Consider the following 12,289-nt stretch of genomic DNA (forward strand, 5'->3'; position numbering starts at 1 on the left):
GCTCCTCACACCCCATCGCGCCGACAACTGCCAACCCTCGATCCCATCCACCGGAGCAACCCGCCTAATGACCACCGACACCGCCACCGCCCCGACCGCCCCCATCGGGGCCCCGCAGGTCGCCATCAACGACATCGGGTCGGAGGAAGACTTCCTCGCGGCTATCGACAAGACCATCAAGTACTTCAACGATGGCGACATCGTCGAAGGCACGATCGTCAAGGTCGACCGCGACGAGGTCCTGCTCGACATCGGCTACAAGACCGAGGGTGTCATCCCCTCGCGTGAGCTCTCCATCAAGCACGATGTCGACCCGGCTGAGGTTGTCACCGTCGGCGATGAGGTCGAAGCCCTCGTTCTCCAGAAGGAGGACAAGGAAGGCCGTCTGATCCTGTCCAAGAAGCGCGCGCAGTACGAGCGCGCCTGGGGCACGATCGAGGAGCTCAAGGAGAAGGACGAGCCCGTCAAGGGCACCGTCATCGAGGTCGTCAAGGGCGGCCTCATCCTGGACATCGGCCTGCGCGGCTTCCTCCCCGCGTCCCTGGTCGAAATGCGCCGTGTGCGCGACCTGCAGCCGTACGTCGGCCGCGAGCTCGAGGCGAAGATCATCGAGCTGGACAAGAACCGCAACAACGTGGTCCTGTCCCGCCGCGCCTACCTCGAGCAGACCCAGTCCGAGGTGCGCAGCGAGTTCCTCAACGCGCTCGCCAAGGGCCAGGTCCGCAAGGGCGTCGTGTCGTCCATCGTCAACTTCGGTGCCTTCGTGGACCTGGGTGGCGTCGACGGCCTGGTGCACGTTTCCGAGCTGTCCTGGAAGCACATCGACCACCCGTCCGAGGTCGTCGAGGTCGGCCAGGAGGTCACGGTCGAGGTCCTGGACGTCGACATGGACCGCGAGCGCGTCTCGCTGTCGCTGAAGGCGACCCAGGAAGACCCGTGGCGCCAGTTCGCCCGCACCCACGCGATCGGCCAGATCGTGCCGGGCAAGGTCACCAAGCTGGTTCCGTTCGGCGCGTTCGTGCGTGTCGAAGAGGGCATCGAGGGTCTGGTCCACATCTCCGAGCTGGCCGAGCGCCACGTGGAGATCCCGGAGCAGGTCGTCCAGGTCAACGGCGACGTCATGGTCAAGGTCATCGACATCGACCTCGAGCGCCGTCGCATCTCGCTGTCGCTGAAGCAGGCGAACGAGGGTGTCACGCCGGACACCGAGTTCGACCCGGCCCAGTACGGCATGGCCGCCGAGTACGACACCGAGGGGAACTACATCTACCCCGAGGGCTTCGACCCGGACACCCAGGAGTGGCAGGAAGGCTTCGACAAGCAGCGTGAGGAGTGGGAGCGCCAGTACGCGGAGGCGCACACCCGTTACGAGGCCCACATGAAGCAGGTCCAGAAGGCCGTCGAGGCCGACGCGGAAGCCGCGGCGGACGCGGCGACCGGCATCGAAGGTGGCGCGGAAAGCTACACCTCGGGCTCGGCCCCGGCCGACACGAAGAGCAGCGGCGGCACCCTCGCCTCCGACGAGCAGCTCGCGGCTCTCCGCGAGAAGCTCTCCGGCGGTGCGTGAGCAGTAGCGCTCTGAGCTGAACCACGGCGAACCCCGGTCCAGGCGGACCGGGGTTCGCTGCGTTCCGGAGACGGCTCAGCCTGGCCCGTCTTGCGGCTGCCTTGGGCGCGGGCTCGACCCCGGTCCGGCCCGGTCGTTCCGAGGCTTGCTTCGGTGCGGTCCCTGCTCCGGCTCGGCCGCGGTTCTCGGGGTTCGCTGAGACCGTAGGGTTCGCAGGCGCCGGCCCCAGCAGCCCCCGGCCCAGCAGGCCCGGCCCCAGCGGCCCCCTGCCCCATGGGGTGCGTGCCGGGCCCGTCTCAGCGGTTGCGCAGGCCCAGGCCGGTCATCATCGCCGTGACCCCGCGGCGGTACATCTCCTCGTTCGCCTCGTCGGTCGGCGGGATGAACCAGTCCGGCAGCGGTGTCCGCGAAGCCAGCATCAGCTCCGAGCCGACCAGGCCGTGCATCGCCGTCCACAGCTGGTACGCCGCCGCCTTCGGGTCCGCTCCCGGCGGGCACACGCGGTGGACGCGGGTGATGAACAGGCCGAACGTCGTCCGCACCACCGCCGACCGCAGGGCCGGGTCCGGGTCGAAGCCGGGCACCGGTCTCTCGAACATCAGCGCGTAGCGGGCCGGGCTCTCCAGCGCGAAGCGCCGGTACTCGAGCGCCAGGTGCAGCAGGTCCCCGACGCCGTCCGCGCCCGACGGCGGCAGGCCCTCCAGCATCTCCCGCAGCGAGTCGAAAGTGCGCTCGTACAAGGCGTCGAGCAGGCCGGAGCGCCCGCCGAAGCGGGCGTAGACGGAGATCGTGGACGCGCCCGCCGCTTCGGCCACCCCGCGCACGGACAGTCCCGGGACGCCGCGGTCGAACAGGACCGACAACGCCGCGTCGAGGTACCGCTCGCGGTTGCCCTGTTCGGCGGGGCGCATCGACAGGTGCCTGGTGGCCACGGCGCACCCCCTTCGCGCACAACTCCGATCGGGTGACCCACCCGCAGCAGAAGATACGATATCCGCGTCCTCTTGGGAATGCGCCGGATGTCCGGATGTGCGGTGTTCCCGTCCGCTGGGCACAGGTCCGAGCACCGCGGCCGCGGGCAAGGTCGACGTCATGACCACGGACATCCCCGACACCGCGCTCGCCCGCGAAGCCGCCGAGCTCGTCAAGGACACCCTCGGCCCGCTCCTGTACAACCACTCCTCCCGCGTCTACCTCTTCGGCGCGCTGCAGGGCCGGCGGCGCGGCCTCGACTTCGACGCCGAACTGCGCTACGTCGCGGCGCTCTTCCACGACGTCGGGCTCGTCGCCGGCCACCGCACCGAGCGGCGCTTCGAGCTCGACGGCGCCGACGAGGCCCGGCGCTTCCTGCTCGGCCACGGCCTGGACGCCGAGCAGGCCCGCGTCGCCTGGACCGCGATCGCGCTGCACACCACGCCGGGCATCCCGGAGCACATGGAACCCGAGGTCGCGCTGGTGACGGCCGGGGTCGAGTACGACGTCCTGGGCATCGGATACCACGACCTGCCCGCCGAGGCGCGGGCCGCGGTGGTCGCCGCGCACCCGCGGCCGGACTTCAAGCGGCGCATCCTCGCCGCGTTCACCGAAGGCATCCGTGACCGGCCCGACACGACTTTCGGGAACGTCAAAGCCGATGTCCTGGCGCGGTTCGTGCCAGGCTTCGAACGGCAGGACTTCGTCACCACGATCTTGGACTCACCCTGGGAGGACTGACTCCGATGGCACACCCCGAGCCCGGCACGGTCGTCGTCACCGCGAGCGGCGACGGCACCTACACGCAGCAGGTCACGACGTCGAGCCACACACTGCTGGTCGACGAGCCGGTCGCGGTCGGGGGCGCCGACGCCGGCCCGAACCCGTACGAGCTGCTGCTCGCGTCGCTGGGTTCGTGCACGGCCATCACGCTGCGGATGTACGCCGACCGCAAGGGGTTCCCGCTGGCCAGGGCGACGATCCGGCTCCGCCACGACCGCATCCACGCCGAGGACTGCGCGAAGTGCGAAACCGAACGCGGCATGATCAGCCGGATCACGCGGGAGATCGAGCTGGAGGGTGAGCTGGACGACGACCAGCGCGCCAAGCTCATGCTGATCGCGGACAAGTGCCCGGTGCACCGCACACTCTCGTCGGAAATCGCGATCGAGACGCGCGAAACCGGCCGGTGAGCCGGGTGGTCAGGCGGCGCGGGCGGCGGCCACCGGCCGCACCGTCGTGACGCCGACCGCCGGGACCCAGATGCGCTCGAGCGCGGCCGCGCGAGCCTTGCGGCGAAGCCCGGCGAAGCTGTGCTTGGCCGGGACCAGCAGGGCGTTCAGCCAGGTCCGCCGGTAGTCGTCGAGGGCCTCGGCGACCGGGCGATGAAGAACGCAGTGCACCAGCCCCGGCGTGCCGAGCCGGTGCCTCCCGACGTGCTTGCTGTTCGCCATCGTTCCTCCGTGTAGGCGACCCTGTCGCGCGCACGGTACGCAGTTCGGCCGGAGAACGTGGGTAAGCAACGCGGCGTGTCCGGATATCGGTTGAGTCACGCGTCACGATCGTCTTGCGGATCACCCGTCCGTGTGTGCCGACGACGCCGTCAGGCGGGCGGGGTCGTGACCTGGCCCTTCGCGCACGTCGTGGTGAAGGGGATCCACGTGCGCTTCACCGCGTACAGCGTGCGGGACGGCTGGGCCTGGATCCGGTAGACGCCGGACAGGCAGCCGCCGACCGGCTCGGCCGGGCTCACCGCCGGCAGGTCGGGCGCCACCGCGGCGAGCCCGCCGGCTCCCAGCAGTGCGACGGCGGCCTGGCCGATCTTCGCGAGCTTCATGGTCCCTCCCCTGACCCGGCGAGCGAGGCAGCCCGCTGCCCATCGCATCGGAAAACGATTACCCGCGTTACGGGGGCGGCCCGGCGCGTCACACGAATGGGCGCACCCAGCGGTCTCCCCGGGGGCCTGACTAGGGTGATCGGCATGTTGCGCGTGGGGTTGACGGGTGGGATCGGGGCCGGCAAGTCGACCGTGGCGAACCGGCTCGAAGAACACGGCGCCGTGCTGGTGGACTCCGACCGGATCGCCCGTGAGGTGGTGGAGCCCGGCACCGAGGGGCTCGCCCGGCTCGTCGAGGAGTTCGGCGACGGCATCCTGGCCGCCGACGGCTCGCTCGACCGGCCCGTGCTCGCCGCGCGGGCGTTCGCCGACGACGAGTCACGGCACCGGCTCAACGCGATCGTGCACCCCCTGGTCGGCGCCCGCACCGGCGAGCTGATGGCCGCCGCCAAGCCGGACGCGGTCATCGTCCACGACATCCCGCTGCTGGTCGAAAACGGCCTCGCGACCGCGTACCACCTGGTCGTGGTCGTCGACGCGCCGGTCGAGGTGCGGGTCCGGCGGCTCGTGTCGGCGCGCGGGATGGCCGAGGAGGACGCGCGGGCGCGGATCCGCGCGCAGGCCAGCGCCGAGCAGCGCCGCGCCGTCGCCGACGTCTGGCTGGACAACGGCGGCGCCGAAGACGCCGTGCTCGCCGAGGTCGACGCGCTGTGGGCCGACCGGCTGGTGCCGTTCGAGGCGAACGTCCGGCTGCGCCGCCCGCGCCCGCCGATGTCGCCGAAGATCGCCGAGTACGACCTGACCTGGCCGGCGCAGGCCGAGCGGGTGCTCGCCCGGGTCCGCGCCGCGGCGGGGGAGCCGGCCCTGCGCGCCGACCACATCGGGTCGACCGCTGTCCCCGGCTTGCCGGCCAAGGACGTCCTCGACCTGCAGGTGACGGTGTCCACCTTGGCCGACGCCGAGGCGCTGAAGGAACTGCTGTCCGACGCGGGCTTCCCGCGGCTGGGGGGCGACTGGTACGACGACGCCCAGGACGGCGGCGAGCCGTGGCCGAAGCGGCTGCACGTCGGCGCCGACCCGCGGCGGCCGGTGAACCTGCACGTCCGGGCCACCGAGACGCCGGCCTGGCGGCTCGCGCTGCTGTTCCGCGACTTCCTGCGCGCGAACCCCGACGAGCGTGACGACTACCGCGACGTGAAGCTGCGGCTGGCCGACGCGCACGCCGAAGACGGCACGGTCGAGGCGTACGCCGACGAGAAGCAGGACTGGGTCAACGCCGCGTTCGGCCGCGGGGAGAAGTGGGCCACGGCCACCGGCTGGACGCCCTAGGAGCCCAGCAGGCCGCGTTCGAACGCCACGGCCACCGCGGCCGCGCGGTCCTTCACCCCGAGCTTCGCGTAGACGTGGACCAGGTGCGTCTTGACCGTCGCTTCGCTGATGAAAAGCTTCTTCGCGGTTTCCTTGTTCGTCGAACCGCGGGCGACCAGGGTGAGCACCTCGAGCTCACGCTGGGACAGCGGTTCCCGGACCGGCTCGCGCATCCGGCCCATCAGGCGGCTGGCGACCGCGGGGGAGAGCACCGCCTCCCCACGGGCGGCCGCCTCGACGGCGCGGAACAGGTCCTCGCGCGGCGCGTCCTTGAGCAGGTACCCGGTCGCGCCGGCCTCGATGGCCGGCAGGACGTCGGAGTCCGTGTCGTAGGTCGTGAGCACCAGGACCCGCGCCGGGTTGCCCAGCCGGGCCAGCTCGGTGATCGCCGCGACGCCGTCGGTGCCCGGCATCCGCAGGTCCATCAGCACGACGTCGGGGCGCAGCCGCTCGGCCAGCACCACGGCTTCCGCGCCGTTCGCCGCCTCGCCGACGACCTCGAAACCGCGGCCGGTGAAGATGCCGCGCAGCCCGTCGCGGACGATCGGGTGGTCGTCGGCGATGAGCACGGTGATCGTCACGCGAAGGCCTCCGGCAGGGGCGGGACGGCGGGGAGGGCGGCCGAGATCGCGGTGCCGCCGCTTTCGGACTCGATGTGGAGCGTACCGGCGAGCCGCTGGACCCGGCGGCGCATCCCGGCCAGCCCGAAGCCGGGGCCGGCGCCGGGAGTGAAGCCGACCCCGTCGTCGCGGACGTCGAGGGTCACCTCGCCGTCCATGTAGGACAGCGTGAGCCCGACCCGGCCGGCCGACGCGTGTTTGTCCACATTGGACAACGCTTCCTGGGTGATCCGCAGGATCGCCGCCTCGACCTCCGGGTGCAGCCGCCGCGGAACGCCGGTGGTGGTGAACTCGGCGGGCACGCCGGTCCGCTCGCTCCACTTCGCCGCGACGTCCGCGAGCGCGTCGGGCAGCGGGGCGGTGTCCAGCGGCGCGGGGTGCAACGCGCGCACCGAACGCCGGGCGGCGGTCAGGTTCTCGCGTGCCAGCGCGGCGGCGGAAGCGAGGTGCCGCCGCCATTCCGCCGGCTCGTTCTCGGCCAGCGCGGCGGCTTCGAGCTGGGTGATGATGCCGGTGAAACCCTGTGCGAGCGTGTCGTGGATCTCCTGGGCCAGCCGCTGCCGTTCGTCGAGGATCCCGGCTTCGCGGGCCTGGCCGAGCAGCTGCCGTTGCAGGCCCTCGTTTTCCGCCTGTGCCGCGGCCAGCTCGTCCAGCGTGCGGCGGCGGTCTTCGTTCTGCTGCGCGACCGCGGCCGAGAGCGTCGCGCCCCCGCCGATGGTCACCGTCTGCACCACGACCAGCATGATCACGATGCCGGGCTGCTCGCTCAGCGCGTGCGCCGGCCCGCCGTTGCCCAGGGTGTTGATCAGCAGCGACGTTGCCGCGAGCGCGAGGAAGGCGAGCCAGGTCGGCCGCAGCCGGGTCGCGGCCAGGAAGCCGAAGATCACGAAGATCAGGAACGTGACGTCCCGGGCTTCGAGCGCGCTGCCCAGCCCGAGCACACCGAGGAACGCGGGCAGGGCGAACGCCGGGTGCGCGCGCAGCCGCGGCGGCGCGAGGGTTTCCACCAGGACCAGCCAGCACGTCGTGGCCGCGACCAGCACGCCGGTCGTCGCCCACCAGCGGCCGTCGTGCCCGCCGATCGCCGCGCTGATCCCCGTCGAGACGGCCAGCAGTGCGTAGGGCAGGTACCGCTCGATGCGGTGCAGCCACGGTCCCCAGACTCCGGCCGGCTTCGCCGTGAACGGCGGCCAGAGCGACCGGCTCCAGTCGATCTTCAGGCTCACGCCCGCATGTCCTTGAGCGAGGGCCAGATCTCGGCCCAGCTCGCCGTCCGGCCGGTGAGCTCCCAGACCGGCATGTGCTGACTCGCGTTGCGGATGCCGAGGCGGTTGCCGACCTGGCCGACGATCCGAGCGGTCCCGAAGTGCTTTACGAGCTTCGAGGGGTCGTAGCCGACGAAGAGCACGGTGCCGGCGTTGTCGGTAGGTCGGCCGAAGTACCAGAAACCCCTGCTGGGGCTGTAGGCCTCGGGCAGGCCGCGCTCCGGCCCGTACCGGCCGAGCGCGCCCGCCTGCCAGTACCCGCCGGTCACGATCGCGGTGCCCGGCGGTGCGGTCCGGTACAGCGCGGCGACGTCGTCGGTGAGGTCCGGCCAGCCGATCTCCTCGGCGGCGTAGGCGGGGCGTGGCGCCGCCGGGTGGTCGGCGAGCCAGTGCGCGGGCCAGACCGGCAGCGTGAACGGCAGGCTGAACAACGCCGAGAGCACGAAGACCGGCCACGTCGGCACCCACCGCCACCACCTCGCCGGCTCGCGCGCTTCCAGGTGGACGGCGGCCGCGGCCCACAGGACACCGAACATCCCGGCCGCGTAGTAGAACCGCCCGTTCGCGACGAGGAACACCGCGACGACGCCGAGCGCCGTCCAGCCCAGGAACCGGTACGGCCGCAGCTGGTTGCTTCCCACCAGCACGGTGACGCCGTAGAGCACCCCGAGCGCGCCGATCACCCAGCCCGCGCCGGCGAGCAGGTTCGGGACGAAGCTCTCGCGGCCGCCCGCCGCGTCGACCTCGGCGCCGACGGCGTCACCCATGGCGAGCTGCGGCCAGCCGTTCGTGTGCTGCCACAGCACCGTGGGCACCAGGGACGCGGCAGCGATGAGCGCGCCCAGCCAGAGTTTGGGACGGCGTAGGAGATCCCGCGGCCCGAACACCAGGATCGCGAGCCCGGCCACCGCCCAGAACGCGGCGATCAGGAGCTTGTCGTTGAGCGCCACCGCCGTCACCACACCGAGCCGGACGAGCAGGCCGTCGTCCCGCGTGCGGACCCAGCGGACCACCAGCCACAGCACCAGCGTCCACAGCAGCGGGTCGATCGTCGACGTCGCCAGGTAGTGGCCGCTGCCGACGAACTGCCCGCAGATCGCGTACGCTGCCGCGGCGCGGGCCTGCGCCTTGCGCCGCCCGCCGAGCTCCCGCGCGATCAGCGCGGTGACGACGACCCCGGCGGCGGTGGCGGCGATCGCCGGCAGCCGGAACACCACGAGCGAGCCGGGCGCGAGGGTGTTCATCAGCCAGGCGAGCGCGGGCACCAGCGGCGGCTGGTCGGCGTACCCCCACGCCAGGTGCTTGCCGGCGGCGAGGAAGTAGAGCTCGTCACCGAAGTAGCCGTAGCGGCCGGCGGTGAGCAGCAGGACGGTGGCCGTGCCCAGCGCGAGCAGCGCGACCGGGAGCCGGGCGAAGGGCGCGAGCCCGGGTTTCACCTGGTCGGGGGCCGTGGTCACGGCGTCCATCGTGCTCCTGTTCCTCGTCCGGCCCGGTCCTTCCCGCACCCTACGTGGCCGGGCACGCGGCTCACGTGTGGGTGTTCACGACCTGCGGCCAGAGCACCGGCCACGGCTCGGTCCGGCCGGTCGCCAGCCACAGTGGCACCCCGTCGAAGTAGCTCGGTTCCGCGCCGCCGGTGTCCACCTTCCCGAGCGGCCGGATCTCGGCGAAGTGCCCGGCCAGCGGCCGCGGGTCCGTCCCGACGTACAGGACGTCCGTCGCGCTTTCGGACGGGATCGTCAGCGTCGCGTAACCGCGGTTGCCGCTCGCCGGTTCGGGCAGGCCGAGCTCACGGCCGTAGCGGTCGAGCGCGCCGGCTCCCCAGTACGACTCGGTCAGCACCGCGGTGTGCGCCTTCCCGGGCAGCGCGGCGAACGTCGCGGCCACCGACCGGGCGCCTTCGGGCCAGCCGATCTCCGCGAACGCGAAGACGGGCTTCGGCAGCCCCGGGTGCTCGCCCAGCCAGGCCTGCGGCCAGACCGGCACCGCGCCCGGCAGGGCGAGCAGCGCGGTCAGCACGTAACACGGCCAGGTCGCGAGCCACCGCCACCAGCGCGACGGCTCCCGGCGTTCGACCGCCACGGCCGCCATCGCTCAGCACACCGGGAACATCCCGGCGACGTAGTAGCTCCGGCCGTTCACGGCCAGGATCACGACGGTCAGCACCACCGCGGTCCAGCCGAGGAACCGGAACTCCTGATCGCGCAGGAGCCGCCAGAGGCCGTAACACAGCAGGACCACCCCGACCGGGAGGCCGGCCACGACCAGCGCCGACGGCAGGAACAGCAGGCGCCCGCCCCACGTGTCGCCGACCTCCTGCGAGATCGCCGCGCCCATGCCGAGCTGCGGCCAGCCGTGCGCCGCCTGCCAGACCAGCGTTGGCGCCAGCGCGACCACCGCGATCGCGGCGCCCACCCACAACGCGGGCCGCCGCAGCAGCTCCCGCGGGCCGCAGACGAGGATCGCGACCCCGGCGGCGAGCCAGAACCCGCCGATGAGGAACTTCGTGTTGAGCGCGACCGCCGTCACCACCCCGGCCCAGACGAGCAGGCCGTCGGCGCGGGTGCGCACCCAGCGGACCAGCAGCCACAGCAGCAGGGTCCAGAGGAAGGGGTCCACTGTGGACGTCGCGAGCAGGTGCCCGCTCGCCAGGAACTGCGTCGACACGGCGAAAGCGCCCGCGGCGAGGGTCTGCGCCTTCCGCCCGCCGCCCAGCTCGCGGGCGATCAGCGCGGTCAGCACAGCGCCGCCGACCATGGCGAGCATCGCCGGGATCCGCAGCACGAACGGGGAATGGCCGAGCGCGTCCATCGTGCGGGCCAGCAACGGCAGCAGCGGCGGCTGGTCGACGTACCCCAGGCGAGGTGCCGCCCGGCGGCGAGGAAGTAGAGCTCGTCGCCGAAGTAGCCGTAGCGGTTCGCGATGAGCAGCAGCGGGACCGCCGTCAGCGCGGCCACGACCGCCACCGGCGTCCGGGCGAAGGGTGCCACCGGCCGGACCCGGGCCGGGACGGGCGCGGTGGTCACGCCCGTCGGACCGCCCCGCCCGTGGTGTTTTCGCTCGACATGTCGCCGCCCCCCCTCGCTCCGTTTCCCGACGCAGCGAGAATCCCGCCGCGCCGGGGCCGGGCACATCGTCAGGACGGTCCGGACCCGGGTCCGCCGCCGGAGGACCCGGCATCCACCGATCGGCGGATGTGCCGGGTGAGCACGAGCGCGAGCACGAAGGTGAGCGCGATGCCGCCGGCGACGGCGAACACCGCCGCCCGGATCCCGCCACCGCCGTTCGCGACCAGGACCAGCACCGCGAGCCCGGCCGCGGCGCCGATGCCGGACCCGGTGGTGACGATCCCCGAGGCGATCCCCTGCTGCGGGTCGGGCACCCGGGTCGCCGCGGCGATGTACATGACGGTGAAGACCATCCCGTCGCCGGCGCTGACCACCGTCAGGCCCGGCACCAGCCAGGCGTAGGAGCCGTCGGGCGTGAGCGCGAACCCGAGCAGGCACGCGCCGAGCGCGCCGACGGCGAGGGCGCCGAGCAGGGTGCGCCGGACGCCGATCCGGGTCACCACCGGGCCGGCCACCACCGAGCCCGCGACCACGACCGCGGTCGGCAGCAGGAACCCGAGGCCGGTCTCCAGCGCGTCGTACCCCCGGACGTCCTGGAAGTAGAGGGACAGGAAGTACAGCAGCGAGCCGAAGGTGGCCGTGAACATGAACGCGACCACCGTGGCCGGCACGAGGCTGGGACTCCTCACCAGGTGGCGGGGCAGCAGCGGGTCCGCGCTGCGCCGTTCGATCACCGCGAAAGCGCCCAGCAGCAGAACTCCCACGATCGTGGCGGCGACGATCTCCGGGGAGGCCCAGCCCGCGTCCGGGCCCCGGACCAGCGCGAACGCCAGCAGGGTCACCGCGCCGGTGACGCTCACCGTGCCGGCCAGGTCGAACCGCCGGGTCGTCACCCGCGGCCCGTCGGCGCCGATGAGCGCGAACGCCGCCACGATCGCGGCGCCGGCCAGCGGGACGTTGACGAAGAACACCGCCCGCCACCCGAGCCCCTGCGTCAGCAGGCCGCCGAGCAGCACACCGACGACCAGGCCGGCCGCGCCGGCGCCACCCCACACGCTCAGCGCGCGGTTGCGGTCGCGGCCCTCGGCGAAGCTCGTGGTGATGATCGCCAGGGTGCTGGGGAAGACCAGCGCCCCGCCCAGGCCTTGGAGCGCGCGGGCGGCGAGCTGCAGCAGCGGCGCCGTGGCCAGCCCGCCGGCGACCGACGCGAGGGCGTAGAGCGCCAGCCCGGTGACCAGCATCCGGCGGCGGCCGAGCAGGTCCGCGGCCCGGCCGCCGAACAGCAGGAACCCGCTGGAGGCGATCGCGTACGTGCTGACCACCGCCTGGAGCGTCTGCGCGGAGTAGCCCAGGTCGCGGCCGATCTCGGGCAGCGCGACCACGACGATGTACTGGTCGAGGGAAACGATCAGCATCGCGAACGCCAGCAGAGCCAAGCGCGCGTTTCGGCGGCCCGCGAGGGGCTCGATCGATCTCAGTTCCGGTTCGGACAGCATGCGTACCTCCTGGTCGGGCCCCTGCAGTGGAGCTGAACTGTACGCTTCAGTTCAGCTGAACTCAACAGTTCAGTTCAGCTGAACTGGACGGCACAG

The 12,289-nt window shown here is 72.5% G+C and carries 14 protein-coding genes; 4 read left to right on the forward strand and 10 right to left on the reverse strand.

Going from position 1 to position 12,289, the window contains the following annotated elements; translation table 11 throughout:
* The first annotated feature begins 67 nt into the window (after positions 1-67).
* Entirely contained in the window at positions 68-1,567 is a 1,500-nt protein-coding gene (gene rpsA, locus ACZ61C_RS23915; protein ID WP_465310013.1) for a 30S ribosomal protein S1, read from the forward strand.
* 296 nt (positions 1,568-1,863) lie between these two features.
* Here rpsA and ACZ61C_RS23920 read toward each other — a convergent pair whose 3' ends face one another.
* Positions 1,864-2,478: a TetR/AcrR family transcriptional regulator gene (locus ACZ61C_RS23920; protein ID WP_465310222.1), complete on the reverse strand. Its 615-nt coding sequence runs from the start codon at positions 2,476-2,478 to the stop codon at positions 1,864-1,866.
* A 181-nt stretch (positions 2,479-2,659) separates the two neighbouring features.
* On the opposite strand from ACZ61C_RS23920, the gene ACZ61C_RS23925 reads away from it, so the two are divergent.
* Positions 2,660-3,280 carry an HD domain-containing protein gene (locus tag ACZ61C_RS23925; protein WP_465310014.1) on the forward strand — a complete coding sequence of 207 codons (621 nt, stop codon included), beginning with the start codon at positions 2,660-2,662 and terminating at the stop codon, positions 3,278-3,280.
* Between the two features lie 5 nt (positions 3,281-3,285).
* Positions 3,286-3,732 (forward strand): OsmC family protein, encoded by a 447-nt coding sequence (locus tag ACZ61C_RS23930; protein WP_465310015.1) that lies wholly within the window; start codon positions 3,286-3,288, stop codon positions 3,730-3,732.
* A 9-nt stretch (positions 3,733-3,741) separates the two neighbouring features.
* Here ACZ61C_RS23930 and ACZ61C_RS23935 read toward each other — a convergent pair whose 3' ends face one another.
* Positions 3,742-3,993 carry a hypothetical protein gene (locus ACZ61C_RS23935; protein ID WP_465310016.1) on the reverse strand — a complete coding sequence of 84 codons (252 nt, stop codon included), beginning with the start codon at positions 3,991-3,993 and terminating at the stop codon, positions 3,742-3,744.
* A 149-nt stretch (positions 3,994-4,142) separates the two neighbouring features.
* Positions 4,143-4,376 carry a hypothetical protein gene (locus ACZ61C_RS23940; protein ID WP_465310017.1) on the reverse strand — a complete coding sequence of 78 codons (234 nt, stop codon included), beginning with the start codon at positions 4,374-4,376 and terminating at the stop codon, positions 4,143-4,145.
* A 144-nt stretch (positions 4,377-4,520) separates the two neighbouring features.
* Between ACZ61C_RS23940 and coaE the strand changes: the two genes are divergently transcribed.
* Positions 4,521-5,705, forward strand: a complete 1,185-nt coding sequence (gene coaE, locus ACZ61C_RS23945) for a dephospho-CoA kinase (RefSeq protein ID WP_465310018.1) — start codon at positions 4,521-4,523, stop codon at positions 5,703-5,705.
* Here the strand turns inward: coaE and ACZ61C_RS23950 are convergent.
* The 7 genes from ACZ61C_RS23950 to ACZ61C_RS23980 form a co-directional block, all read right to left on the reverse strand.
* Positions 5,702-6,325 (reverse strand): response regulator, encoded by a 624-nt coding sequence (locus ACZ61C_RS23950; RefSeq protein WP_465310019.1) that lies wholly within the window; start codon positions 6,323-6,325, stop codon positions 5,702-5,704. The two genes, coaE and ACZ61C_RS23950, sit on opposite strands and share 4 nt — an antisense overlap.
* Positions 6,322-7,590 (reverse strand): sensor histidine kinase, encoded by a 1,269-nt coding sequence (locus ACZ61C_RS23955; RefSeq protein ID WP_465310020.1) that lies wholly within the window; start codon positions 7,588-7,590, stop codon positions 6,322-6,324. Before ACZ61C_RS23955 ends, ACZ61C_RS23950 begins: the two co-directional genes overlap by 4 nt.
* Positions 7,587-9,095, reverse strand: coding sequence for an ArnT family glycosyltransferase (locus ACZ61C_RS23960; RefSeq protein WP_465310021.1), 1,509 nt, complete (start codon positions 9,093-9,095; stop codon positions 7,587-7,589). Before ACZ61C_RS23960 ends, ACZ61C_RS23955 begins: the two co-directional genes overlap by 4 nt.
* Before the next feature lie 61 nt (positions 9,096-9,156).
* Complete coding sequence (locus tag ACZ61C_RS23965) at positions 9,157-9,720, reverse strand: hypothetical protein (protein ID WP_465310022.1); 564 nt, start codon at positions 9,718-9,720, stop codon at positions 9,157-9,159.
* Between the two features lie 3 nt (positions 9,721-9,723).
* Positions 9,724-10,440, reverse strand: a complete 717-nt coding sequence (locus ACZ61C_RS23970) for an ArnT family glycosyltransferase (protein WP_465310223.1) — start codon at positions 10,438-10,440, stop codon at positions 9,724-9,726.
* On the reverse strand, positions 10,365-10,655 hold the full coding sequence (locus ACZ61C_RS23975; protein ID WP_465310023.1) for a hypothetical protein: 291 nt from the start codon (positions 10,653-10,655) through the stop codon (positions 10,365-10,367). Before ACZ61C_RS23975 ends, ACZ61C_RS23970 begins: the two co-directional genes overlap by 76 nt.
* A 110-nt stretch (positions 10,656-10,765) precedes the next feature.
* A complete protein-coding gene (locus ACZ61C_RS23980) occupies positions 10,766-12,193 on the reverse strand; it encodes an MFS transporter (RefSeq protein WP_465310024.1) in 1,428 nt (475 codons plus the stop codon).
* Positions 12,194-12,289: the final 96 nt, after the last annotated feature.

This window comes from Amycolatopsis sp. NPDC104587, assembly GCF_055583645.1.